This window comes from Cupriavidus sp. 05N40 (assembly GCF_056397305.1).
This window is the reverse complement of sequence record NZ_JBFTND010000073.1, coordinates 1-23,488: the sequence shown is the minus strand read 5'-3', so window position 1 is coordinate 23,488 and position 23,488 is coordinate 1. Positions and strand designations below refer to the sequence as shown.

At 69.5% G+C, this 23,488-nt stretch carries 27 protein-coding genes and 1 tRNA gene; 6 read left to right on the top strand and 22 right to left on the bottom strand.

The genetic code is table 11. From position 1 onward, the window contains the following. Positions 1–267: 267 nt before the first annotated feature. The 17 genes from AC1DO7_RS18210 to AC1DO7_RS18130 form a co-directional block, all read right to left on the bottom strand. Positions 268–343 (bottom strand) — tRNA-Ala (locus AC1DO7_RS18210). Positions 344–383: 40 nt separating this feature from the next. Further along, positions 384–2,105, bottom strand: coding sequence for a thiosulfohydrolase SoxB (gene soxB, locus AC1DO7_RS18205; RefSeq protein ID WP_477116404.1), 1,722 nt, complete (start codon positions 2,103–2,105; stop codon positions 384–386). A gap of 82 nt (positions 2,106–2,187) precedes the next feature. Further along, complete coding sequence (locus AC1DO7_RS18200) at positions 2,188–2,718, bottom strand: TlpA family protein disulfide reductase (RefSeq protein WP_441612988.1); 531 nt, start codon at positions 2,716–2,718, stop codon at positions 2,188–2,190. Between the two features lie 10 nt (positions 2,719–2,728). Next, positions 2,729–3,433: a sulfur oxidation c-type cytochrome SoxX gene (gene soxX / locus AC1DO7_RS18195; RefSeq protein ID WP_441612987.1), complete on the bottom strand. Its 705-nt coding sequence runs from the start codon at positions 3,431–3,433 to the stop codon at positions 2,729–2,731. 16 nt (positions 3,434–3,449) lie between these two features. Then, positions 3,450–4,292, bottom strand: a complete 843-nt coding sequence (soxA, locus tag AC1DO7_RS18190) for a sulfur oxidation c-type cytochrome SoxA (RefSeq protein WP_477116403.1) — start codon at positions 4,290–4,292, stop codon at positions 3,450–3,452. Positions 4,293–4,416: 124 nt separating this feature from the next. Continuing rightward, on the bottom strand, positions 4,417–4,881 hold the full coding sequence (locus AC1DO7_RS18185) for a DsrE family protein (protein ID WP_441612985.1): 465 nt from the start codon (positions 4,879–4,881) through the stop codon (positions 4,417–4,419). Between the two features lie 109 nt (positions 4,882–4,990). Beyond that, positions 4,991–5,302 (bottom strand): thiosulfate oxidation carrier complex protein SoxZ, encoded by a 312-nt coding sequence (gene soxZ, locus AC1DO7_RS18180; RefSeq protein WP_441612984.1) that lies wholly within the window; start codon positions 5,300–5,302, stop codon positions 4,991–4,993. A gap of 58 nt (positions 5,303–5,360) precedes the next feature. Then, on the bottom strand, positions 5,361–5,816 hold the full coding sequence (gene soxY, locus AC1DO7_RS18175) for a thiosulfate oxidation carrier protein SoxY (protein WP_441612983.1): 456 nt from the start codon (positions 5,814–5,816) through the stop codon (positions 5,361–5,363). A gap of 165 nt (positions 5,817–5,981) precedes the next feature. Continuing rightward, positions 5,982–6,311, bottom strand: coding sequence for a c-type cytochrome (locus tag AC1DO7_RS18170; protein ID WP_441612982.1), 330 nt, complete (start codon positions 6,309–6,311; stop codon positions 5,982–5,984). A gap of 102 nt (positions 6,312–6,413) precedes the next feature. Then, the gene (locus AC1DO7_RS18165) at positions 6,414–7,463 is read right to left on the bottom strand and encodes a c-type cytochrome (RefSeq protein ID WP_477116402.1); all 1,050 of its coding nucleotides are present in this window, start codon (positions 7,461–7,463) and stop codon (positions 6,414–6,416) included. Then, positions 7,447–8,808, bottom strand: a complete 1,362-nt coding sequence (gene soxC, locus AC1DO7_RS18160; RefSeq protein WP_441612980.1) for a sulfite dehydrogenase — start codon at positions 8,806–8,808, stop codon at positions 7,447–7,449. The genes AC1DO7_RS18165 and soxC overlap by 17 nt, the downstream gene beginning before the upstream one ends. 116 nt (positions 8,809–8,924) lie before the next feature. Next, entirely contained in the window at positions 8,925–9,332 is a 408-nt protein-coding gene (locus tag AC1DO7_RS18155) for an ArsR/SmtB family transcription factor (RefSeq protein ID WP_441612979.1), read from the bottom strand. Positions 9,333–9,421: 89 nt separating this feature from the next. Further along, positions 9,422–10,699 (bottom strand): FCSD flavin-binding domain-containing protein, encoded by a 1,278-nt coding sequence (locus AC1DO7_RS18150; RefSeq protein ID WP_441612978.1) that lies wholly within the window; start codon positions 10,697–10,699, stop codon positions 9,422–9,424. A gap of 152 nt (positions 10,700–10,851) precedes the next feature. After that, a complete protein-coding gene (locus tag AC1DO7_RS18145) occupies positions 10,852–11,205 on the bottom strand; it encodes a c-type cytochrome (protein WP_441612977.1) in 354 nt (117 codons plus the stop codon). A 187-nt stretch (positions 11,206–11,392) separates the two neighbouring features. Beyond that, positions 11,393–12,232: a BON domain-containing protein gene (locus AC1DO7_RS18140; RefSeq protein WP_441612976.1), complete on the bottom strand. Its 840-nt coding sequence runs from the start codon at positions 12,230–12,232 to the stop codon at positions 11,393–11,395. Positions 12,233–12,320: 88 nt separating this feature from the next. Further along, positions 12,321–12,908 (bottom strand): phosphoheptose isomerase, encoded by a 588-nt coding sequence (locus AC1DO7_RS18135; protein ID WP_441612975.1) that lies wholly within the window; start codon positions 12,906–12,908, stop codon positions 12,321–12,323. A 103-nt stretch (positions 12,909–13,011) separates the two neighbouring features. Next, complete coding sequence (locus AC1DO7_RS18130) at positions 13,012–13,392, bottom strand: YraN family protein (protein ID WP_477116401.1); 381 nt, start codon at positions 13,390–13,392, stop codon at positions 13,012–13,014. A 15-nt stretch (positions 13,393–13,407) separates the two neighbouring features. Between AC1DO7_RS18130 and rsmI the strand changes: the two genes are divergently transcribed. Continuing rightward, positions 13,408–14,325: a 16S rRNA (cytidine(1402)-2'-O)-methyltransferase gene (gene rsmI, locus AC1DO7_RS18125; protein WP_441612973.1), complete on the top strand. Its 918-nt coding sequence runs from the start codon at positions 13,408–13,410 to the stop codon at positions 14,323–14,325. Positions 14,326–14,383: 58 nt separating this feature from the next. Here rsmI and AC1DO7_RS18120 read toward each other — a convergent pair whose 3' ends face one another. Further along, complete coding sequence (locus AC1DO7_RS18120) at positions 14,384–15,184, bottom strand: septal ring lytic transglycosylase RlpA family protein (protein WP_477116400.1); 801 nt, start codon at positions 15,182–15,184, stop codon at positions 14,384–14,386. Positions 15,185–15,490: 306 nt separating this feature from the next. Between AC1DO7_RS18120 and AC1DO7_RS18115 the strand changes: the two genes are divergently transcribed. The 3 genes from AC1DO7_RS18115 to AC1DO7_RS18105 all read left to right on the top strand — a co-directional run bounded on the left by AC1DO7_RS18115 (position 15,491) and on the right by AC1DO7_RS18105 (position 17,249). Then, a complete protein-coding gene (locus AC1DO7_RS18115) occupies positions 15,491–16,141 on the top strand; it encodes an MBL fold metallo-hydrolase (RefSeq protein WP_441612971.1) in 651 nt (216 codons plus the stop codon). A 41-nt stretch (positions 16,142–16,182) separates the two neighbouring features. Next, positions 16,183–16,809, top strand: coding sequence for an exonuclease (locus AC1DO7_RS18110; RefSeq protein WP_441612970.1), 627 nt, complete (start codon positions 16,183–16,185; stop codon positions 16,807–16,809). A gap of 179 nt (positions 16,810–16,988) precedes the next feature. Continuing rightward, complete coding sequence (locus AC1DO7_RS18105) at positions 16,989–17,249, top strand: hypothetical protein (protein WP_441612969.1); 261 nt, start codon at positions 16,989–16,991, stop codon at positions 17,247–17,249. 165 nt (positions 17,250–17,414) lie between these two features. On the opposite strand, the gene arsC is transcribed toward AC1DO7_RS18105, so the two are convergent. Both arsC and AC1DO7_RS18095 read right to left on the bottom strand, forming a co-directional pair. Beyond that, entirely contained in the window at positions 17,415–17,774 is a 360-nt protein-coding gene (gene arsC, locus AC1DO7_RS18100; RefSeq protein ID WP_441612968.1) for an arsenate reductase (glutaredoxin), read from the bottom strand. 81 nt (positions 17,775–17,855) lie between these two features. After that, positions 17,856–18,761 carry a LysR family transcriptional regulator gene (locus AC1DO7_RS18095; RefSeq protein WP_441612967.1) on the bottom strand — a complete coding sequence of 302 codons (906 nt, stop codon included), beginning with the start codon at positions 18,759–18,761 and terminating at the stop codon, positions 17,856–17,858. A gap of 204 nt (positions 18,762–18,965) precedes the next feature. Between AC1DO7_RS18095 and AC1DO7_RS18090 the strand changes: the two genes are divergently transcribed. Beyond that, on the top strand, positions 18,966–19,601 hold the full coding sequence (locus AC1DO7_RS18090) for a GNAT family N-acetyltransferase (RefSeq protein ID WP_441612966.1): 636 nt from the start codon (positions 18,966–18,968) through the stop codon (positions 19,599–19,601). Positions 19,602–19,830: 229 nt separating this feature from the next. Here AC1DO7_RS18090 and AC1DO7_RS18085 read toward each other — a convergent pair whose 3' ends face one another. Next, positions 19,831–21,099 carry a M20/M25/M40 family metallo-hydrolase gene (locus AC1DO7_RS18085; RefSeq protein ID WP_441612965.1) on the bottom strand — a complete coding sequence of 423 codons (1,269 nt, stop codon included), beginning with the start codon at positions 21,097–21,099 and terminating at the stop codon, positions 19,831–19,833. A 67-nt stretch (positions 21,100–21,166) separates the two neighbouring features. Further along, positions 21,167–22,432 (bottom strand): allantoate amidohydrolase, encoded by a 1,266-nt coding sequence (locus AC1DO7_RS18080; protein WP_441612964.1) that lies wholly within the window; start codon positions 22,430–22,432, stop codon positions 21,167–21,169. A 424-nt stretch (positions 22,433–22,856) separates the two neighbouring features. On the opposite strand from AC1DO7_RS18080, the gene AC1DO7_RS18075 reads away from it, so the two are divergent. Next, a partial coding sequence (locus AC1DO7_RS18075; RefSeq protein ID WP_477116399.1) for a cation:dicarboxylate symporter family transporter occupies positions 22,857–23,488 on the top strand: 632 nt, incomplete at its 3' end.

Sequence of the window (23,488 nt, the reverse complement as noted above, 5' to 3'; positions counted from 1 at the left end):
CATGCGTCTGGCCTTGTCAAGGAAAAATATCGAGTGCCCGCAGCGGAGCGGGGGAAAGCGCCAGGGGCGCGGCCGTCGCCATCTCCCCCGTGACCAGGCTGGCCGGAACTTGTGCAGTGAGCGCTACCGCACGCGAACTCACCAACGGGCGCGGTTTCCCGGACACTTCCGGGTGAACAGGCCCTGGGAGCCAGTTGGGCGGATTTTGGACAACAAATCGGCTTCGGGTAAGAAAAAGGGCCTAGCACAGTGCTAAGCCCTTGAATTTGGTGGACCGAAGGAGGATCGAACTCCCGACCTCTGCATTGCGAACGCAGCGCTCTCCCAGCTGAGCTATCGGCCCATGACGAACGATTGTAGCGCAGTTTTCCTCGTCGTATCAATCATGCCGCGGTGCCGGTGTTGCCGTCCATGCCACGCACGATCGGCAGGTTCAGCGGCCTGGCCGTGACCTCTCCGGAGGCGCGCAGCCACTGGGCCATCAGGTCCCAGACCGGTGGGCTGCCGGACTGGCGGGCCTCTTCGGAAACCGGGGCCCAGCCGGCAACCTTGTAGGTCTTCGCGGCATCGACGGGCTGGCCCTTGAGGCGCATGTCGGTGATGCGCCGGCCCATGCCTGCGTTGGGTTCGATGGTGTACTGCAGGCCGCCCACGCGCACCATGTCGCCGCCCTGCTGGTAGTACGGATCGGGGTTGAACAGGTTGTCCGCCACGTCTTCCAGGATGGTCTTGATGGTCTCGCCCGTCATGCTGGTGACGGTGGTGTGCGGATAAGTGATGGCGGTCTGGTCCATCAGGTSYTCCATCGTGATGKYCTSSCCSGGCAKCAGCGTSGTGCCCCAGCGRAARCCSGGCGAGAASGCGATCTCGGCRYCCTGCACYKCCATCAGSCCGTCGAGGATGAGCTGGTCGAAGGTGCCGTTGAAATTGCCGCGCCGGTACAGCAGGCCGCTGTTGCGCGCCAGCACTTCGCCGAGCTGCTTTTCGTACGGTGCGCGCACGCGGGCGATGAGCGCGTCCATGGCCGGGTCGGCGGCGAGGTAGTTGGCGAACACCGGCAGCAGGCGGTAGCGGAAATCGCGGATCTTGCCGCCCCTGACGTCGAAGTCGAGCACGCCGAGGAACTTGCCGTTGGAGCCGGCGTTGGTGACCAGCGTGGTGCCGCCGGCGTTCCTGACCGCCACCGGCGCGGGCATGCCATCGTGGGTGTGGCCGCCGAGGATGGCGTCGAGCCCGCGCACGCGCGAGGCGAGCTTGAGGTCCACGTCCATGCCGTTGTGCGAGAGCAGCACGACCACCTGCGCGCCCTTGGCGCGCGCCTGCCCGATGACCTGCTGCAGGTTTTCCTCCTGGATGCCGAAGGTCCAGTCGGGCACGAAGTAGCGCGGGTTGGCGATGGGCGTGTAGGGAAAGGCCTGGCCAATGATGGCGACCGGCACGCCGTTCATCTCGCGGATCACGAAGGGATCGAAGACCGGGTCGCCGAAGTCGTTGGTCTTGATGTTCTGCGCGAGGAAGGCGACCTTGCCCTTGAAGTCGCGCTCGACGATCTCGGTGACGCGCTCGGCGCCGAGCGTCATTTCCCAGTGTGGCGTCATCACGTCCACGCCGAGCGCGAGCGCGGCGTCGACCATGTCCTGCCCGCGCGTCCACAGCGCGGTGGCGGAGCCTTGCCAGGTATCGCCGCCGTCGAGCAGCAGCGCGCCGGGGCGGCCGGCCTTGAGCTGCTTCACGAGCGTGGCCAGATGGGCAAAGCCGCCTACCTTGCCGTAGCGGCGCGCGGCYTCRGTGAAATCGAGATAGGTGAAGGCGTGCGCCTGGGCGCTGCCGGGGGCGATGCCGTACTGGCGCAGCAGCGCCTGGCCGACSAGGTGCGGCGGCTTGCYSGCGTAATCGCCCACGCCGAGGTTGACGTTGGGCTCGCGGAAATACAGCGGGCGCAGCTGGGCGTGGCAGTCGGTGAAATGCAGCAGGTGCACATTGCCGAAGCGCGGCACGTCATAGAGCTTGCCCGCGGCCTGTGCGGCCTGCGCGTCGGTGGCGGGAAAGGCCATGCCGCCGGCACCGGCGATGGCCAGCACCTGCAGGAACTCGCGTCGGTTCATTGTCTCTTCCTGTGGATTGCGCGCCGGTGCCAGCGTGCAGCAGCGCGCGGCCCGGCGTCTGTCGTGGTCTGCCGCCTCGCCGCTACCGTGCCGGTTGCGGCTTCATCGCCGGCTGCGCATGCCTGCCCAGCGCCGCGACTTCTTCTTCCAGCATCTCGCCGACTTCCTTCTGCACTACCTTGCCGCCGGCGTCGATCACGTACAGCTCCGGCAGCCCGCGCCGCTTGCCGAGCACGGCGCGCAGCGCGGGCGTGTCCATGGCGGCGGGGAAGGTGTAGCCGTGCCGGGCCATGTAGGCACTGGCCTCCTTCGGCTCCTTGTCGATGCTGACGGCCAGCACCTGCAGCCCGCCCCTGGCGCCGCCCGTGCTGTCGTAGAGCTTTTGCAGGCGCGGGTTCTGCAGGGCGCAGAACGGGCACCACGACGCCCACACCTCCAGCACCAGCGGCTTGCCGGCCCACTGCGCCGGCGCCACGGTGCTGCCGTCGAGCAGCCGCACCGCCGGCAGGTGCACGATGTCGCCTACCTCGAGCGCAGCGGCAGCACCGCTCCACGCCAGCGCGGCGAGCAGCAGCGTGCCGCCGATGCCGCGCGCGAGGCGGGTGGGCTTCATGGCGGCGTCCTTACTGGTTCACCGGCGAGGCCGGGTCGAGCAGCAGCGCCATCACGTCGCGGATCTGCTGCTCGGTGAGGATGCCCTTGTGCCCGAAGCGCGGCATGTTGGAGCAGGCCGTGTACGCGCTGGAATCCCAGATCTTGCCCCAGGTGTACCTGACCACTTCCTGCGAATTGCCACGCAGCTTGCCGTACTGGTACAGCGAGGGGCCGATATTGCCGAAGGAGATCTCGGCCTTGGTCATCTGGTGGCAGGCGTAGCAGTTGGCGCCGTTGACGCCGCCGACGGGATCCGAGAACTGCATGCCGCGCCCGTTCTGCGCGGTCTTCTCGCCTTCCTTCCAGTCGCCGAGGTACTGGCCGTCGGCCGGGTACTTGACCTGCTTGAGCTCGATGGCCTCGATCTTCCTGGCCACCGCGGCCGGCACCTTGGTGCGGTCTGGGTAGTCGCTGCACGCCTTCTGCATGGCATCGCGGTCGAGCACGCCTTCCACCGTGGCGGGTCCCTTGGACGAGAAGGAGCCATCGATGAGCTTCTTCATGTCGGCATCGCTCACCGCGGCGGTCGTGGTGGCCGCGGCCGCTTTCGCGGTGGCCCTGGCCTTGACGGGCTTCACGCTGTCCTGGGCATGGGCGGTGCCCGCGCAGGCCAGCATGGCGAGGGCGGCGGTGGCGGCGAGCGCGGCTCGCTTCGCTTGTTTGGCTTGGTTCATTTGTGCTCTCCCTGGCTCAGCGCTTCAAGGCCGGGCCATCGTAGGTGCCGCCGTTGGCGTTCTTCGCCAGGAACAGGCTCAGCGCGGTGATCACGTCGGAACCATAGGCGGGCTCGGGAAAGCGCTGCTGGCGCAGGCAATCGTAGAGGCGGTGCTGCATCGTGCGTACCTCGCCCTGGGAGACGCGGTAGGCCGGCCAGGTGGTGTAGGCCGCCTGCGCGCCCTGCGGGGTCAGCAGGTTGGGCAGTTCCTGCAGACGGATGCGCTGGCCGTCCACGGCGTGGCAGGTGGCGCAGGCGAAGTCGTAGGCGCCGCCACGATAGAAGAACATCTTCTGGCCGAGTGCGTAGACGCGCTTTTCCTCGGGGTGGCTGAGCTGCACGTTCATCTTCACGCCGCGCGATTCGCCGGCCAGGAAGGAGGCCAGGCGCTCGATGTCGGACGGCTTGCCGGTGGAGCCAAACGGGTTCTTCAGCGCCTCTTCCTGCGTCAGGCCCTGCAGCGTCACGCGGCAGTAGGCCAGGCGCTGCTCCAGGTCCATCACGCGGCCGGTGTCCTTGAAGAAGCGCGGCAGCTCGGCGTAGGCGCCCTTGGTCACGCCCGGGCCCTTGCCGAGGTCRCATTGCTCGAGCGAAGCGTTCTTCGGCCCGGCGGGCTTTTTCCACAGCTCCTYGCCGGCGGCTTCCCACAGCTCGGCGGGATTGCCTTCGGCCAGCATCTGCCGGTACTTGGCGATTTCCTCCGCGGTGCTGCCCTGGGCGTGCACCGCCGGTGCGGTGGCGGCGGCCGTGATGGCCAGCGCCACGGTGCCGGCCAGCGCCAGCGCGGCGCCCGCGTGGCGGCGTCTGATGGTTTTCATGGGGCTCTCTCCTCGTGGCCTTGCGAGGCTGCCGCCATGTGGCGCCAGCTGCGCGGGCCGTCTTATTGCTCGTCTTTGCGCTGCCGTCTTCCCGGCGCCGTGCCCGTCAGGTGCGAGACGGCGCTCAGGGCTTGATATACGCGTAGCCTTCCTCGAACTGCAGGCGCGCCACTTCGACCACGCCGGCCGGCACGACCTTGGCTTCCATCGACAGGCTGGACTCCGGGATCTTGCGCGCCGTCAGCGTGTTGCGGCAGACGCGGAACTCCACGCCCGAGCTGGCCAGCGAGGCGATCGCCGCCTCGAAGGTATTGCCGCGCGCATCGCGCGCGCCGTCGATGATGAAATCCACGCCGTAGCCCAGCGCCACCACCACGATCTTGGTGTCGGGGGCGCCGTTCAGGTGATTGCGCAGGTTGCCCATCGCGCGCACTGCCTGGTCCGTGCCTTCTGACAACTGATAGACCACCTTGACGCGTTTGCCCTTGCCCGCAGCCGGTGCCGCCGCCGGGGCCGCCTGGGCCGCCGCCTTGGCCGACAGGCCGATGGCCGCCAGCGCCGCCGTGGCCCGAATGAATGCTCGCCGCATGATCGCTATCCTTCCGGTCGCGCCCCCGCGCGCAACATGCGCCGGCCCGGGCCCGACATTCGACCTGAACCATAGCAGAGGATGCCGCCGGCCGCTTGCCCGGGTGGGGTCAGGAAATGGTGGCTTCGTCGGTCCGCTTGTCGCCGCGGTTGTCGATCCACGTCACCGTGACCTTGTCGCCCTTGGCGCCGCCCTTGAACTTGAAGTTCAGGAACGGATCCTTGGAGACGGCCGGGCCGAACTGGGCCTGGAACACGTCCTTGCCCTTGCACTGGACCGTCACGCTCTGGATATGCCAGGCCGGGATGGTCTTGCCGTTCGCGTCCTTGCGCTGGCCGGTTTCCATGTCGTGCTTCATCAGGATCTTCACGTCGACCACGCCGCCATTCTCGGCGGCGCGTACGCGCATCGGGTCTGCCATGTTCTCTGCTCTCTCGGTGATGGTTCGGGTGCGGTAGGTTCGGTGGGCGGCGCGGGCTTCAGCCGCCGCAGCCGCCGAGCGTCACCTTGATTTCCTTGGACGCCACATACCATTTGCCGCCAGCCTTGACGGCGGCGTATATCACCGAGGTCTGCCCCATCTTCACGCGGGTGGAGACGAAGGGCTCGGTGCCCGCCGGGATGGTGAAATCCGCGGCCAGCGTATTGGGGTTCTTTTCCACCAGAATGGCGATCTGCTCGGTGCCGGGGATGTTGCTGGTCACGGCGACCGGCACCACGGCGCCGTTCTCGGCGATATCGGGCGCGGTGAAGACGATGGCGGTGCTCTTCTCGGTACTGCTGCCGCCAAGCGCCTTGATCACGTCGGCCACGCTCTTGCCGTCGAAGGCGGTCTTGTTCCACTCGGCAGCCTGGGCTTCGCTGATCAGGCCGGTGGCGGCCATCAGGGCGAGCACCGAGGTGACCCGCAGCACGTCTCGTCGTTTCGAATTCATTGTTTCCCGTACTCCTGCGTTTTTCGTTCCGGCTTGGTTTTCATGGCCGCCGCGCCGTGCGGCGCGGCAGCGGGCGGTGCATCGCCGCCTGTCTTCGGGGACGTTTGCGCGCCCCCTGGGGTCCCGAAGCCGTGGCCGGTCCGGGCAGGGCTTGCCCTGGATGCCTTACTTCGCCGGGGCGCCTGCCAGCACCCACTCGACGACCGTCTTCAGGTCGGCATCGCTCAGGCCCGCGTTGGCAGGCATCGGGACCGGACCCCAGACCCCCGCACCACCGGCCTTGACCTTCTTGGTCAGCGTGGCCAGGGCGTTCTTGTCGCCCTTGTACTTTGCAGCCACATCCTTGTAAGCCGGGCCGACGAGCTTCTTGTCGACCTGGTGGCAACCCATGCAGGCATTCTTGTTGGCGATTTCCTGGGCCTTGGCGGCGTCGACAGCTGCGTTGGCCGAGGCCGCGCAGGCCAGCATCAGGGTTGCAATGACAAACTGCTTCATGTTTCTGCTCCGAATCGTGAGAGCCGTGGGGACGGCGGTGAGCCGCACGCTTGCGCGGCGGCATGCCGGCCGCACCACCGGGGCATGGAAGCGGCCAGTGCGCTATTTTGCCTCAAGAATCCACCCCACCACGGTGCGCAGGTCCGAATCGGGAATCTGCGCCTGGGGCGGCATCGGCATGCTGCCCCAGGCGCCCTGCCCGCCGGCCCTGATCTTGCCGGCCAGCGCGTCGAGCGCGTCCTGGCCCTGGTACTTGCGCGCGATGTCGGCAAAGCTCGGACCCACCAGCTTGCGGTCCGGCGCATGGCAGGCGGTGCACTGGTACTGCCCGGCCAGTTTCGCGCCTGCCGCCAGGGCTGTCCCGCCCGTTGCCGCCGCCGGTGCGCCACCGGCCGCCACGCCGCGCGTGGGCCCCACGGTGCGCTGCTGGGCGGCGAGATCGCCGTGCGCGTCGCGCGCATAGGCGGGCATGGACGACACCACCTTCACCGCGTCCGCGCAATGGCGCATGCAAGCCGTGTTGCGCGTATCGGGCCGGCCGCGCCCGGGCCACATGCCGTGCTGCAGCGTCATGCCGTCGCGGTTCGGCATCTTCTGCTGCACCTCGCCGATGTTGCGCTCCGACAGCGTGAAATCCGCCGGCACGATATCGCCCAGGTTGAGCAGGTAGGCGGTGACCGCGTAGACCTCGTCCGCCGACAGGCTGCGCGGCGCGTTCCACGGCATGGYGCGGTGGATGTAGTCCCACAGCGTGCTGACCGTGCTGACCTTCATCAGGGTGGTGCGGTAAGGCTGGTTGCCGGTCAGGGACGCGACCCGCCCGCGCTTGATGTCGTCGGCCGTGGTGCCGCCGACGATGGGCGAGAACACCTCGTTGGATTCGCCGAAGTCGCCGTGGCAGGAGGCGCACTTGCCGTCCCAGATGGCCTGGCCCTGCGCCACCGTGCCGCTGCCGTGCGGCAGGCCCCGGAAATCCGGCCGCACGTCGATGTCCCAGGCCTTGACCTCGGCTTCGGTGGCGGGGCGGCCGAGCGCGGCACGTGCGGCACTGGCTGCAGGCGCGGCGATCGCATGCAGGGACGCCAGCGCGGCCGTCGCAGCAAGGGCGAGGGCGAGCGCGCGCAAGCGCGCGGACTCAATCCACGTGGACATTGGAGACCTCGCCGCTATCGGACACCTGCCAGCTCTGGATGGCATTGTTGTGATAGATCGAGCGCGCGCCGCGCACCGCGCGCAATTGCGCCAGGCGCGGCTGCACGTAGCCCGTCTCGTCGACGGCGCGGCTTTGCAGGATGGCGGGCGCGCCGTCCCACACCCAGTCCAGGTTGAAGCGCGTCAGGCACTTGGACAGCACCGGCGTCTCCAGCCGCGCGCTGCGCCAGTTGCGCCCGCCGTCCACGGAGACATCGACGCGGCGCACGCGCCCGCGGCCCGACCATGCCAGCCCGCTGATGTTGTAGAAGCCCCGCCCCACCATCTGCTGCCCGCCCGAGGGCGTGGTGATGACGGACTTGCATTCCTGGACCGAGGTGTACTGCCGCAGCTTGCCGTCCGGCATCATGTCGACGTAGTGCACGGTCTCGTCCTTGGTGTTCCACGGCTGGTCGCCCAGCTCGAGCCGGCGCAGCCACTTGACCCACGACACGCCCTGCACGCCCGGCACCACCAGGCGCAGCGGGTAGCCGTTCTCGGGGCGCAGCATCTCGCCGTTCATGCCCCAGGCGACGATGATCTCGTCGGCCAGCTCCATCGGGATGGTGCGCGTCATGCCCGAGCCGTCGCCGCCCTCGGCCAGCAGGAAGCGCCCGCGCCTGAAGTCCGCGCCGGCATCGTCGAGCAGGACCTTGAGCGGCACCCCGGTGAACTCGCAGCACGACAGCATGCCGTGCGTGTACTGCACGGTCGGCACCGCCACGTTGCCCCACTCCATGCCGGTGTTGGCGCCGCACTCGATGAAATGCATGCGCGACACGGCCGGCAGGCGCATCAGGTCGTCCATGGTGTAGACGCGCGGCGTCCTGACCAGGCCATTGAGCATCAGGCGGTGGCGCGCCGGGTCGATGTCCTGCCAGCCCTGGTGGTGGCGCTCGAAGTGCAGGCCGTTGGGCGTGATGATGCCGAAGAAGCCCTGCAGCGGCGCGAACGCCACCGAGGCGGCGGAGACCCGCGTGAGCCCCGGCGATTCGCGCCGCACCAGGTTTTTCTCATAGGCCGAAGGCTGGCCGTAGGGGTGCGCGGCGACCGGCTGGCCCAGCGAGGTGGCCCACGGCTGCGGGGTGAGGATGGCGTCGTCGCCGGCGCTGCCGGCGGCGCGCGCCTTGCCGCCGACACCGGCCGCCAGCGCCGCGGCGGCGCCCAGGAAGCTGGTGCGCAGGAAGTCGCGGCGCGCGCTGCCGGGCTCTCCCCAGCCGTGCTGCGCGACGTCCTGACGTAGCGATGCGCTGACGAAATGCTCCGGCGCGCGCACGATGCGTCCGGGGCGGATCTGGTCCGGCACTGCGGTCTCCTCCGGCCCGCTCGTGCGGCACGGGATGTGCCGCCGGCATGCCTGTTGTCGTGCGGCGCCCGTCTCGCACGGGGCGCCGGTACAAGCCTGGCGCCGTGGCCGCGGCGCTAGCGGGCCCGCCTGCGCGGCGCGGGCGCGGCCTGCGGCATGAAGCGGTCGACCATGCCCGCGGGCAAGGCGCTGTCTTCGAGCCGGCTGGCCACCTGCACGCACACCGTGCGGCACAGCTCCACCACGCTTTCGTCGGCGATGGCGTAGAACACCAGGTTCGCTTCCTTGCGCCGCGACAGCACGCCGGCGCGGTACATGGCGGTGAGATGACGCGACACATTGGTCTGCGACGAGCCCACCGTATCCACCACGGTGCCGACCGGCTTCTCGCCGTCGCACAGGGCGTGCAGGATCTTCAGCCTGGTGGGTTCGGCAAGCAGGCTGAAATACCCGGATACCTTCTCGAATACGCGATCCATCTCGTCCATGGCGTTCAATATATTCGTATATGCGTGATTGCGCATATAGTGTTTACACCGGTGTGGTGCATTTCCGCGTGTGCGCTGCGTGATGCCCGAAATGCAAGCCGGTCGCCCGCACCCGCACCCTCGCCTTATCCGAGCATGTCGCGCCAGATGGCATCGGCCCACGCCTGCGCGTAGATGCCTTCCAGCGCGTTGGGCGCGGGCGACAGCCCGCCCGCGCCGGGCACCGTGACCATGGTGCGCTCCTGCGCGTCGTAGCGATGCACGCTGGCGATGTGGATGGCCTCGCGCGCCGAGGTGAAGCTGTAGCAGGTGTTGTTGTAGAGCGGCTGCGGATTGGGCGCCCGCCCCGCCAGCAGCGCGACGATGGCCGCGGCGGCGACCTTGCCGTGCTGGTTGGCCATATGGCCCGACTTCGGCATCAGCGGTGCGATCTGGATGGCGTCGCCGAGCACATGGATATTGGCCGCGGCCTTGGCCTCGAAGGTAAGGAAATCCACCTCGCACCACTTGCCGTTGGCCGTGGCCAGCCCGCTGGCCACGGCGATCGCGCCGGCGCGCTGCGGCGGCAGCAGGTTGATCACGTCGGCGCGCTCGTCGTCCTGCACGTCGAACTTGAGCGTGCCCGTGGCGGGATCGACGTCGACCGTGTCGTACTGCGGCCGGTACTCGATCATGTTCTTGTAGCGCGTGGCCCAGACCTGTTTGAACAGCGCGCCCTTGGAGGTGACATCCGGGTTGGCGTCGAGGATAAGCACCTTGCTGCGCGGCTTGGCGCGCAGCAAGTAGTCCGCCGCCAGGCAGGCGCGCTCGTACGGGCCGGGCGGGCAGCGGTAGGGTGCGAGGGGGATGGTGATGGCGAAGGTGCCGCCGTCGCGCATGGCTTCGAGCTGGCGGCGCAGGGCGACGGTCTGCGGCCCCGCCTTCCAGGCGTGCAGGATCTGTTCGCCGCCGGGCTTGCCGAGGCCGGGAATCGCGCCGGACAGCACCTCCACGCCGGGCGACAGCACCAGCCGGTCATAGGAAAGGGTGCCGCCGCCGGCGAGCCGCACCACGCGGCGCGCCGCGTCGATCGCGCTGACATGGTCGCGCACCACCTTCACGCCGTGGCGCCCGGCCAGCGCATCGTAGGACAAGGTGATGTCGCCAATGGCCTTGCTGCCGCCGAGCACAAGATTGGAAAGCGGGCACGAGACGAAGCGGTCATCGGGCTCGACCAGCGTGACCTCGATGCCGTGCCCGCTCCATTCGCGCAGGTAGCGCGCCGCCGTGGCGCCGCCATAGCCGCCGCCCACCACCACCACTTTTGCCGCGCGGGTGGCGGCGGCCGCCCGCGTCGCCTGCATCGCCTGCGCGCCGAGCAGCGCCGTGCCGGCGAGCGTGCCGAGGAATTCGCGTCTTTGCATGGGAAGTTCTCCTGGCCTGGCCGGATTTCAGCGCGCCCTGGAGGCGCCGTCGAGATGAAGCGAAGCGGTCCTGGACAGGCGCGCGGCCGCAGACAGTGCAAGCGGTCCGGCAAGGCCGCGCAGCGACGCCAGGATATGTTTGACAGTGCCTCTTAGCGGACTGCGGCGAACCAGGCCGCGATCGCCTCGATCTGCTGGTCGGTGTAGCCCTTGGCGATCTGCTGCATGACGGTGGCTTCGCGCTTGCCCTGCTTGAAGTCCTGCATCTGCCGGACCAGTTCGGAGCGGCTGCGGCCGGCCAGGCCCGGCACCGCGCTGTTGGCCGGCGCGCGCCCGGCGGGGCCGTGGCAGCCAGCGCAGGCGGCGGCCCAGTCGCGCGCCTGCAGCGCGGTGGCGCCCGCCTCCTGGGCGGCTTGCGCGTGCGCGGCCCGGGCCGTGGCCAGCAGCGCGAGCGCGGCAACGACAAGGGTGACGAAAGGGATCGCTCGTACGGAAATGGGGATCATGGGATCGGCTCCGGTGCCGCGCCGGGCGGCGTGCCAAACCCTATCATATCGGGCGGGCCAATGTGATGCGCAATCCGCAGATCGAACCGCGGATTGCGCCGCCGCGCTGATATGCCGGCGCTGTAACGGGTACGCGCAAAGGCGAGCCGGGGGCCAGCTTTGCGCGTCACCCGCCCCGCTGCCCGCCTCAGGGCAGGTTGCGGCCCGGCGGCAGCGCCACCGGGGAGCTGACCGGCGCCGCGACCGGGCTGCTGGTGGCGCCGGGCGCCGTGGTGTCGGGCGCCGGCTGGACCGGTGCCGGCTGCGCGGGCTGGGCCGGTGCCGCGCCGGAACTCTCGCCCTGCGGCGGGTTCTGCGAGCTGGCGGTGGCATCGAGCCTGGCGCGTTCTGTCTCGCTCACGTAGTCGAAGGCCTTGACCACCTTGACCACGCCGCTGGCATTGCGCGCCACGTCGGTGGCGCGGTCGCCCTCGGCCGGGGTGACCACGCCCATCAGGTAGACCACGCCCTTCTCGGTGACGACCTTGATCGAGTTGGACGGGATGCCTTCGGTGGTGATCAGCATGGTCTTGACCTTRCTGGTGATATACGTGTCCTGGCTCTGCGTGGCGAACGAAGGCGACGACACGATCTCCAGCTCGTCGATCACCTCGCGCGCATTGGGCAGGCCGCGCACGTACTGCTCCACCTGCTGCTTGACGTCGTTGTTCTTGGCCTCGCCGGTCAGCAGCACCTTGCGGTTGTAGACCGTGACGCTGATGCGGGCCTGGCCGTTGTAGCGCGAGTTCAGTGTGTTCTCGGCCTCGAGCTGCAGGCCGCGGTCGATGGCCTGGGTGCCGGTGGGCCGGCGGTCGGTGGCCATGGTCACGCCGCCGGCCATGGCGCCGGCGAGCACCGGGAAGCAGCCGGCCAGCTGCGTGGCGGCCACCGTCAGCACCGCGACCGTGGTGGCGGTGCGGGCCAGGCGGGCCAGGCGTCCGGCAGGCCGGACGGTGCGGGATTCACGCGGGTTGGGCAGAGTCGTCATGCGGTCCTTGCTGAAAGCGGTGAGGCAAAAATGGGCCATGAAGCAGGGTTGCGGGAAATGGCGACAGCGCGTGGCGCGCCGGGCGGGCTCAGCCCTCGCCCAGCAGCGCCTCGTCGATGCCGTCGCACAGGCAATGCAGGGTCAGCAGGTGGACTTCCTGGATGCGCGCGGTGCGCTCGCTGGGCACGCACAGGCTGACGTCGAACTCGTCGAGCAGGCCGGCGACTTCGCCGCCGCCCTTGCCGGTCAGCGCGACCACGCACATGTCGCGCTGCTTGGCGGCCATCACCGCGGCCACCACGTTGGCAGAGTTGCCTGAGGTGGAGATGGCCAGCAGCACGTCGCCCGGCTGGCCGAGCGCCTGCACCTGCCTGGAAAACACCACGCTGAAATCATAATCGTTGCCGACCGCGCTCAGGATGGAGCTGTCCGTGGTCAGCGCGATCGCCGCCAGGCCCGGGCGCTCGCGCTCGAAGCGGCCGATCAGCTCGGCGGCGAAGTGCTGGGCGTCCGCGGCCGAGCCGCCGTTGCCGCAGGCGAGGATCTTGTTGCCGCTGGTGAGCGCGCCCACCATGCGCTCGATCGCCGCGGCGATATGGGGTGCCATCACCGGCGCGGCCTGGCGCATGGTGTCGGCGCTGTCGAAGAAATGTTGCTGGATGCTATCGATATGCATGGCTCGATCGGCCCTGTTTGGTGTCGCTGCCTGTGTCCGGGCGCGGGGCGAGCCGCGCGATACCGCGCATTATGACGCACCCGCCCGCGCGGGCTGCCGCCCGCTAGCCGCCATCGGCCCCGAAGGCGCCGCGGATCCATTCGAGCCGGCCCGGCTCCAGCGCCACCACGTCGAGCCGGCAGCCCGGCTCGCCGCCCGCTGCCGGCTGCGCGGCCAGGAAGTGGGCCGCCGCCAGCAGGATGCGCCGCTGCTTGGCCGGCGTGACGCTGGCCGCCGCCCCGCCAAACGTCCGGCTGGCGCGCTCGCGCACCTCGACGAAAACCAGCGTGCCGTCGGCCTCGCGCATGATCAGGTCGATCTCGCCGCCTTTGCAGCGATAATTGCGAACCACGAGCGCGAGGCCGTGCCGCTCCAGGTGGRCCAGCGCGCGTGCCTCGGCGCGGGCGCCCTGCGCCTGCGTGGTGGATTTGAATGATGGATTCAACGGAAGTTCTCAAGCATGACTGACTGGATCTCCCTGGCGGCCGGCCAGTCCTACCCGTCCGGCACCCTGTACGTGGTGGCCACGCCGATCGGCAACCTGGCCGATCTCTCGCTGCGGGCCCTGCATGTGCTCGGCCTGGCCGACGCGATCGCCTGCGAGGACACCCGCAACACCGGCCAGCTGCTCACGCGCGTGGGCCTGCACCGGCCCCTGCTGGCCGTGCACGAGCACAACGAGCGCGAGGCGGCCCAGCGCATCAATGCGCGCCTGGCCGCCGGCGAGCGCATTGCCTATGTATCCGACGCCGGCACGCCCGGCATCTCCGACCCCGGCGCGCGCCTGGTGGAAGCGGCCCGCGCGGCCGGCCACAAGGTGGTGCCGCTGCCCGGCCCGAGCGCCGCRGTGGCCGCGCTGTCGGTGGCCGGCGAGATGCTGGACAGCGGCGGCGGGCGCTTTACCTTCGCCGGCTTCCTGCCGCCCAAGGCGCGCGCGCGCGCCGAAGCCATCGCCGCGCTGGCCACGCTGGATCACGCCTGGGTCGTCTATGAGGCACCGCACCGCATCGCCGATACCCTGGCCGCGCTGGCTGCGGCGCTGCCCGGCGAGCGGCGTCTGCTGATCGGCCGCGAGCTGACCAAGCTGTTCGAGGAAATTCCCGTGCTGCCGGTCGGCGAGGCGCCGGCCTGGCTGGCCGCGGACGCGTCGCGCGCCAAGGGCGAGTTCGTGCTGGTGGTCGAAGGCGCGGCGCCGGCCGCGCAGGATGCGGGCCAGCCCGATGCGCGCGCACAGCAGGTGCTGGGGCTGCTGCTGGCCGAGCTGCCGGCCAAGCGGGCCGCCAAGCTGGCCGCCGCCATCACCGGCGCGCCCACCGATGCGCTGTACCGGCTGGCGCTGGCGCAGCGGGCCGGCGACGACGCGGACAGCGAAGACTAGGACCGGCGCGCCGGCCGCGGCGCGGACCCGGCAAGGCTGCATGGTCCGCATCGCAGGCTCAGCGGTGCTTGCGCCGGGCCGCCGGCTTGCGCGTCTTGCGGGCCACGCGCACGGGCTGCTCGTCCGGCTTGTCGGACAGGTCGGGGCCGCCATTGGCGTCGTCGCCGCCATCGCCGCCGGCATCGTCGCCCGGCGCGATCTGCGGACCCAGCGCGGCGACCTCGCTGCGCGACAGGCGGCGGATCTCCACCTGGGTCGAGCCGTGCTCGGTAAAGCCAAGACGCCTGGCGGMGCCGTAGGAGACGTCGAGCACGCGGTTGCTGTGATACGGGCCGCGGTCGTTGATGCGCACCACCGCTACCTTGCCATTGCGCAGGTTACGGACCAGCACCCAGCTGTCGAGCGGCAGCGAGGGATGGGCGGCGGTCATCGCGCGCATGTCGAAGCGCTCGCCGTTGGCGGTGCGGCGGCCGTGGAAGCCTTTGCCATACCAGGAAGCGGTGCCGCGCTGCTCGTAAGAGCCGAGATCGGGCCGCAAGCCCTCGAACGAGCCCTGCCCGCCATCGGCGAGGCCGTCGTTGCCGCCCCAGCGGAACAGGCCCCAGCCATTGCCGCTATCCTTCCCCCCATCTTTTTGCGCCTGATCCTGCCCATTGGACCTGGCGTCCCTGCCACCTTTGTCCGGCCTGGCGGCCTTGCCGGGCTTGGCAGGCTTGGCCGTGGTGGCGGTCGGCGCGCTTTCCTGCTCTTCGCCTCCCGGAGGCAAGGCGCAGGCCGCCAGCGCCAGCGCACAGGTGGCGTGCAGGCACAGTCGGGCGATCCGCCCGGGGCGGGAAAGTAGGGGTGGTAACCATGGCATCGCGCGAGTCTAGCATCAGGCAGTTGGGCCTATGCTCTTGATTTTGTTACGAATTGTCTGTAACAAAATCGAAAAATCACGAAAAAGCCGCCGCGACGGCGTACCCGTTGCAGCGGGCCGCGGGGCGCAGGCCCAGTCCTGGCAAGGCTTTGCGGTGTGATGCGGGCATGGCTTCGCGGCGCCGGCAGCCGCCCGGCACGGCCCGACGTGGCGGTGTGCCCGACGCTACAATGCACGACATCGTGCGCCGGCCCGGCGGCTCGCGCGCACGCAGAACCCACATTCCAGGTCCATCCCCGCCTTCTCATGCAAGTCCTCCTGATTCCCGTTACGCCCTTCCAGCAGAACTGCGCGCTCCTGATCGACGAGACCACCGGCCGGGCCGCGGTAACCGACCCCGGCGGCGACCTCGAGCGCATCCACGCGGCGCTCAGGGAACGCGGCGTCACGCTGGAGAAGATCTTCCTGACGCACGGCCACCTGGACCATTGCGCGGGTGCCGCGGCACTGGCGCGCGAGCTGGGCGTCCCCATCGAGGGCCCGCATGAGGACGAGCGCTTCTGGATCGACCAGTTGCCGGAGCAGACGCACCGCTTCGGCTTCGGCCATGCCGAAGTGTTCGAACCCCAGCGCTGGCTCGATACCGGCGACACCGTGCAGTTCGGCAGCGAGACGCTGGAGGTCTACCATTGCCCCGGGCACACCCCGGGCCACGTGGTGTTCTTCTCGCGCGCGCACCGGCTTGCCATCGTCGGCGACGTGCTGTTCGCCGGCTCGATCGGACGCACGGATTTTCCGCGCGGCAACCACGGCGACCTGATCCGCTCGATCCGCACGCATCTCTGGCCGCTCGGTGAGGATGTCACCTTCGTGCCCGGCCACGGCCCGGTCTCGACGTTCGGCGACGAGCGCAAGAACAATCCCTATGTGGCGGACCACCTGATCGACGCGGGCTGAGCGCCGCCGCCCTTTCCGGACTTCCTCTTCTCCGAGCAGCCATGGCCAAGCGACAGGCACCCGACACCCGCCCCGAGATCTATGTGAGCACCGACGTGGAAGCCGATGGCCCCATCCCGGGCCCGCACTCCATGCTGTCCTTCGCCTCCGCGGCGATGCTGGCGGACAAGACCGTGCTCGGTACCTTCTCGGCCAACCTGGAGACGCTGCCCGGCGCGGCCGGCCATCCGGCGCAGATGCAGTGGTGGCTGACCCAGCCGGAAGCCTGGGCGGCCTGCCGCCAGAACCCGGAGCCGCCGGCGCAGGCCATGGTGCGCTATGTGGAGTGGGTGGAAAGCCTGCCCGGCAAGCCAGTCTTCGTGGCCTTTCCGGCCGGCTTCGATTTCACCTGGATGTTCTGGTACATGATGCGCTTCGCCGGCCGCTCGCCGTTCGGCTGGGCCGCGCTCGACATCAAGACGCTGGGCTTCGCCATGACCGGCCTGCCTTACCGCAAGACGGTCAAGCCCGCCCTGCCCGAGGCCTGGAAGGATCCCCTGCCGCACACGCACGTGGCGCTGGACGACGCGCTGGAGCAAGGCGCGCTGTTCTGCAATATGCTGGCCGAGTTGCGCGCGCGCGAGGCCGCGGCGGCGGCGGTCAGCCCGCCCGGCACCGCGCCGGGCTGACCCGGGCGGTGCCGGGCGGGGCACCGCGATGTCACGCGAAGCTCGCATCCTGCGTCGCGCCGCCTATAGTTAAGTCGTATATGGTCCCGAACCATCCGCGTTCCGGGTTGCCACGCCGCCATCCCATATACGGCCCTAGCGTCCCGGCCGGCGCGTGCCACGCCCAGGAGGTGTTGCCCATGCGTTTCCACCCGGAGCTGCATATCAGGCAAATGGCCGGCCGGCTGCACTGGCCGCACCTGCACTGGCCACATCCGATGCAACACAGGCGCGAGGAGCGCCCCCGCCGCGACCAGGCGCACTGGCATTCGCTGCAGGAAGACGCCGAGGTCGCCAAGGCCACGCTCTACGTCAGCGCGGTGACGCTGGTGATCCTGCTGGTGGTGCTTGCGGCAATCGCTTTCGGTCAGGAGGCCATGCACTGGCTGGGTGTTCATTAGACGACCCGCCTGAAGCAGTCGTGTCTGTCTGACCGGGCCGGCCCCCACCTTGCGTGGGGGCCGGTTTTATTTGAGGGATTGACGGGGTGCGATCTGCCCGCCGCGGGGCTCAGGGCTAGCAAGCCCCGCGTGCCCGGGGACTTCCGTTTGCAGCCCGCGGCAACCTCAGGCCAGCAGCGGCACCACGTTCTTGGGCGGCCGCCCGATCGCCGCGCGGCGGTTACGCACCACCACCGGACGCTGCAGGAGGATGGGATTGTCGGCGACCGCGTCCAGCACCTCGGCATCGGTGAGGCCCGGATCGGCCAGGCCCAGCTCCTTGTAAGGCGCTTCGTTGTCGCGCACCATTTCGCGCACCGACACGCCGAGCATGGTGTGAAGCTGCTTGAGCGTGGCCAGCGTCGGCGGCGTCTTCAGGTATTCGACGATTTCCACGGGCTCGCCCAGCCGCGCTGCGGCAGCTTCGACCAGCGCCAGCGTCTCGCGCGACTTGGAGCAGCGGGGATTGTGATAGATGGTGATCATGGCGGTCTTCCTAGTCCGATACCCTGCGCACGGACGCGCAAACCCGCACTATACAAGCGGCACGGCGCGACCGCATCCCGCTCAGCCGGCGCCCGCCCGGGCCGGTGCAAGCGCGCGCACGGCCGCCACGGTGGCCCGCAGCCCGGCACGCAGCGGCTTGTCATGGCGCAGCACCAGCGCCAGCGTGCGCGCCAGCGGCGGTGCCAGCGGGCGTACGGCGATGCGTGCGCGCGGCTGCCCGGGCGGCAGGGCCATGCCGGGCAGTACCGAATAACCCAGGCCGGCGCCGACCAGTTCCTTGATGGCCTCCACGCTGTCCAGCTCCATCACCGGACGCGCGCTGATGCCGGCGCGCAGGAACCACTCGTCCACCAGCCGGCGCGTATTGCCGCCGGGCGAGAACAGCACCAGCGGGCGTCCGGCCAGGTCGGCGGGCGCCACGGTGGCCGGCAAGGGCTCGTCGTCGGCAGGGCCGATGGCGACGAAGGGGTCCTGCAGCACCGGCGTGATGTCCAGCGTGCGTCCCGCGGCCGGCAGCGTGACGAAAGCCAGGTCCAGCGCATTGTCTTCCACCGCCTTGAGCGCTTCGCCGGTATTGAGCGTGCTGACCACGATCTCCAGCGCCGGCAGGGTGCGGCGCAGTTCGCGCAGCACCGAGGGCAGCAGGTAGATGCAGGCGGTGGCCCCGGTGCCCAGCCGCACCCGCCCGATCACGCCGCCTGCGTGGCGCGCCATGCTGTCGTCGGCCGCCGCCAGCGCGCCGGCCACGCCACGCGCGTGCGCCAGCAGGTCTTCGCCGGCAGCGGTGGCGACCACGCGGCGCCCCACCCGCTCCAGCAGGCGCAGGCCGTAGCGCTGCTCGAGCTGGCGCACCTGCAGGCTGACCGCCGGCTGGCTCAGGCCGAGGCGCTCGGCGGCGGCCGAGAAACTGCCCAGCTCGCAGACCAGGGCGAACGCTTGCAGGAAATCGGGATTGAGGTGGCGCATGGCAAATAGCGAACGGCGGCGGCAAGCAGGATCGGGCAAGCGGCAAGCGGGCAAGCTGCAAGCGGCGAATGGCAAAGAAATACTTATGCACGGCATAAGTCAGCGAAGCTTCCTTTATAGCATCGCGGCGCGGTAAGGTAGCGGCACTACCTGATCGCCCAGCGTTCCCTCCGGGGTTCGCTCCTGCCCCAGACATTGCCGCCCATGAAGACGCCTCTCGCCACCCTTTCCGCAGCCTCGGCCACGCCGCTGGCCGTGGCCAACGCCACCGCCGCCGTGCAGGGCGGCGCCAGCCCGTCGGTACGCGATGCGACCGCGGCCGACATCCCCGCCATCCAGGCCATCTACGCGCACCACGTGCGCCATGGCCGCGCCTCCTTCGAGGAGGTCGAACCGGGTGTGGACGACATGCGCCTGCGCCACGCCGAGGTCAGGCGCCAGGGCCTGCCCTACCTGGTGGCCGAGCGCGGCGGCCAGGTGCTCGGCTATGCCTATGCCTCGGCCTACCGCACGCGCAGCGCCTACCGCTTTGCCATCGAGGACTCGGTCTATATCGACGAACGCCATCGCGGCCAGGGCCTTGGCCTGGCGTTGCTGGCGGCGCTGGTGTCGCGCTGCGAGAACGGCCCGTGGCGGCAGATGGTGGCGGTGGTGGCCTGCACCGCCAGCGGCGAGGGCGCCGGCTCGCTGGCCCTGCACGAGCGCTTGGGCTTCCGCACCATCGGGCGCTTGCAGGCGGTGGGGTTCAAGCACGGGCAGTGGATCGATACCGTGCTGATGCAGCGCGCGCTGGGCGACGGCGACGAGAGCCTGCCGGCCGGGCACGCCGCCAGGCTGTAGCGCCTGGCGCGCGGCGCCAACGCCGCGAATCATATCGGAGAATAAAAAATGGCCGCTTGAAAGCGGCCAGATTATTTATCCCCTGAATGCCCGGGTTCCGGGCCGGTGCCATACGGCCCCGGAGCACCAGCCCGGAACTCAAGCAACCTTGCTCCGGGCGGCGGCGCCAACGCACCGACGCCCGGATGCCCGCCCGCCGCGAACCCGTTGCAGCGGGCGGCGAGCCGGTTCAGCCCATCAGGTCCGACAGCGCCAGGGCCACCACCTTGGTGGCGCGGTTCAGGTCGTTCAGGCGCAGGTTCTCGTCCGAATTGTGGCCGCGGGCTTCCATCAGCGTGCGCGGGCCGGCGCCGTACAGCACGGTGGGAATGCCGCGTGCGGTGTAGTGGCGCGCATCGGTGTAGAGCGGCACGCCTTGCACGGGGATCTCCACGCCGAACACTTCCTCGGCGCGGCTCTTGAGCGCGTCGATCAGTTTCTCCACGCCCGGCAGCTCGGACAGCGGCTCGGCCAGGATGATGCGCTCGACCTTCGCTTCGATGCCCGGGCGCTGCGCGGCGGCCTTCTCGACCACGGCGCGGATCTCGCCTTCGGCATCGAAGCCGATTTCCTCGGGGATCATGCGGCGGTCGACACGGAAGGTCACCAGGTCAGGCACCACGTTGGTATTGATGCCGCCCTTGATCAGGCCGACGTTCAGCGTGGCGGTATCGATGCCCGGCGTCTTCGACTTGCGTGTGGCCAGTTCGGCGCGCAGGCCGTAGATGGACTGCAGGATATGGGTGGCGGCCTCGATGGCGTCCACGCCGGTATGCGGCATGGCGGCGTGGCCCTGCTTGCCCTTGACCGTCACTTCCACGTGCAGGCAACCGTTGTGGGCCGAGGTGATGCCGTAGGAGAAGCCCGCCGAGATGGCGTAGTCGGGCTTGCTCAGGCCCTGGTCGAGCAGGAACTTGGGACCGATGTCGCCGCCGGTTTCCTCGTCGTAGGTGAACTGCAGCTCGACCGTGCCATTGAGCTTTGCGCCCTGCTTCTCGGCTTCCATCAGCGCCAGCACCGCGTAGGTGTAGGTGGCGAAGTCGGACTTGGACACGGCCACGCCGCGGCCGTACATGACCGGGCCGTGCTCGCTGTCGCCGATCTCGGCGCCGTACGGGTCCTTGGTCCAGCCCAGGCCCGGGGGCACCACGTCGCCGTGCGCGTTCATGGCGATGGTGGGGCCGCCGCTGCCGAAGGTCTTGCGCACGACCAGGTTGGTGGCGCTGATCATGCCGGCGGCCTTGACCAGTTCGTCGGGCACCTTGTGTGCCTCGACCTGGAAGCCCAGCCCTTCGAGCAGGACCTTGGCGCGGCTGCCGTGCGCGTCGCAGTCACCGGGCGGATTGTCGGAGGGCACCTTGACCAGCTCGGCCAGGAAGGACTCCTGCGCGGGGCGCTGCGTGTCGATGTAGGTGGTGAGCGTGGTCTGCAGCGGGCTTACGTTGTCTCGTGCGGTCATATCCTGTCTCGGCGGTTTTCGGTTTTCGGTATAGCGGTATTGCGGGAATGTGGTTGCTGCCGCGCTCTTATCGCTGCGGCGCGGAATGCTTGTCGAAGTGCTCGACGAAATCGGTGAACACCGCGGCCGCGCTGGCGGCATCCCCGGCGGTCATGATCTCGGTGGGGTGGTGGCTGATGCCGCCGTTGCCGCAGCGCACGAACAGCATGGCCACGTCGGCGATGGCGGCGATCGCCATGGCGTCATGGCCGGCGCCGGACGGCAGGTGCCGCACCGGCAGGCCCTGGCGGGCGATGGCATCGGCCCACTGGCGTTGCAGCCACGGCGCGCACGGCACGCTGACGGCCTCGTGGGTCTTGCGGATCTGCACGCGCACGTTGCGGCGCGCGCACACGCGCTCGATCTCGGCCAGCACGTCGTTCACCGCGGCCTGGCGCACGGCGTCCTCGCCGGCGCGGATGTCGATGGAGAACACCGCGCGTCCCGGCACCACGTTGGCGGCGCCGTTGGGTACGTTGAACTGCCCCACGGTGCCGACCAGGCCGGCCATGCCGCCGCAGCGGCGCTCGATGAACAGGCCGATCTCGGCACCGGCCATGGCCGCGTCGCGGCGCATGTCCATGGGCACCGTGCCGGCGTGGCCGGCCAGGCCTTCGAGCTCGATGATGAAGCGCGTGGCGCCCGAGATCGCCGTCACCACGCCCAGTGCCAGCCCATCGTTGAGCAGCACCGGGCCTTGCTCGATATGCACTTCCACGAACGCCAGCACCTTGTCGCGCGGGTGCGCGGCGGCATCCAGCCCGGCGGGGTCGAAGCCGGCCGCGCGCATCACGTCGCGCATGGTCTGGCCAGCGTCGTCCACGTTGTCCAGCACCTTGGTGTCGAAGGTGCCGGCGATGGCGCGGCTGCCCAGCAGCGTGGCCTTGAAGCGCACGCCCTCTTCTTCCGCGAAGCCCACCACCTCGATGGCGAAGGGGAAGCGCTTGCCCTGGCGGTTCCATTCGGCCACGCAGGCGACCGGCAGGATCACGCCGAGGTTGCCGTCGTAGCGGCCGCCGTCGCGCACGGTGTCGAAGTGCGAGCCGGTGAGCAACGCCGGCGCATCCGGGCTGGTGCCCTCGTAGCGGCCGATCACGTTGCCGGCGGCATCGCGGCGCACCGTCATGCCGGCCTCGCGCATCCACGTGGCCAGCTGCGCCGCGGCGCCGTGATGGGCCTCGGTCAGGTAGGTGCGGGTGAGCATGCCGGGCTGCTCGGTGTGGACGGCCAGGTCGTCGGCCCAGGCCATGATGCGCGCGCCGGTATCGGGGGCGGGCGAGAGGGATGCTGCCATGCGTGTCTCCTGCTGGAAGTGCGTGCGCGGATGCGAAGGCGCCGTCTCAAGCAAGCACCGCGCCAGCGCTGCCATGGGGCAGGCCGGGCCGGGGTGCCGGGCGCCGCGACTCTCGTCGAGAGAGCTCTATTCTGTGCGATTCATCTTAGCACAGTGAATTCAAAAATTGCATACAAAAATGATATGCACTATATTGACCGGCACGTTCCAACAATTCGCTGCGGACAATCTGTCCCGGACAGCGAACTGCGTGGATTCCGCTCCAACAGGAGGGCCCATCCGCGAGCGCCGCCGCCTTCACCCGGCGCGGCGCACGGCACGCCAGGCCGGCCGCGCAGCAATGCAGCGCAGCGGCAGCCGGCATTCCTGCAGCCTTTGACAGGTCGCGCCAGCCAGGCATGGACGCGACCGCATGGAGACAACGATGCACCCAGCAGTCCAGCAGGGAGCCGCTTCCGGCCGCCCCCAGTCCGCTCCGCAATCCCCTTTCGCCCGTTTCGTTCGCTCGCTGTTCGGCCAGGTCCTGATCGCCCTGCTGCTCGGCACGCTGCTCGGCCTGTTCTTCCCTGAGTTCGCCGCCAGGCTCAAGCCGCTTGGCGATGCCTTCATCAAGCTGATCAAGATGCTGATCGGCCCCATCGTGTTCTGCGTGGTGGTGGCGGGCATCTGCGGCGCCGGCGAACTGAAGAAGGTAGGCCGGGTCGGCCTCAAGGCGGTGCTCTACTTCGAGGTGGTCACCACCATCGCGCTGGCGCTGGGCATCGCGCTGGCCTACCTGTTCCATCCCGGCACCGGCATGAACGTGAACCCGGCCTCGCTCGACGCCTCGGCGATGGCGGCCTACGTGGACACCGCCGACAAGATCAAGAGCGCCGGCACGGTGGACTTCCTGCTCAAGCTGATTCCCAACACGGTGATGGGAGCCTTCGCCAACGGCGACGTGCTGCAGGTGCTGCTGGTCTCGATCCTGTTCGGCTGCGCGCTGTCGCTGGTGGGCGAGCGCGGCCGCCCGCTGGTGGGCATCATCGATACGTTCTCGCACACGCTGTTCAAGAT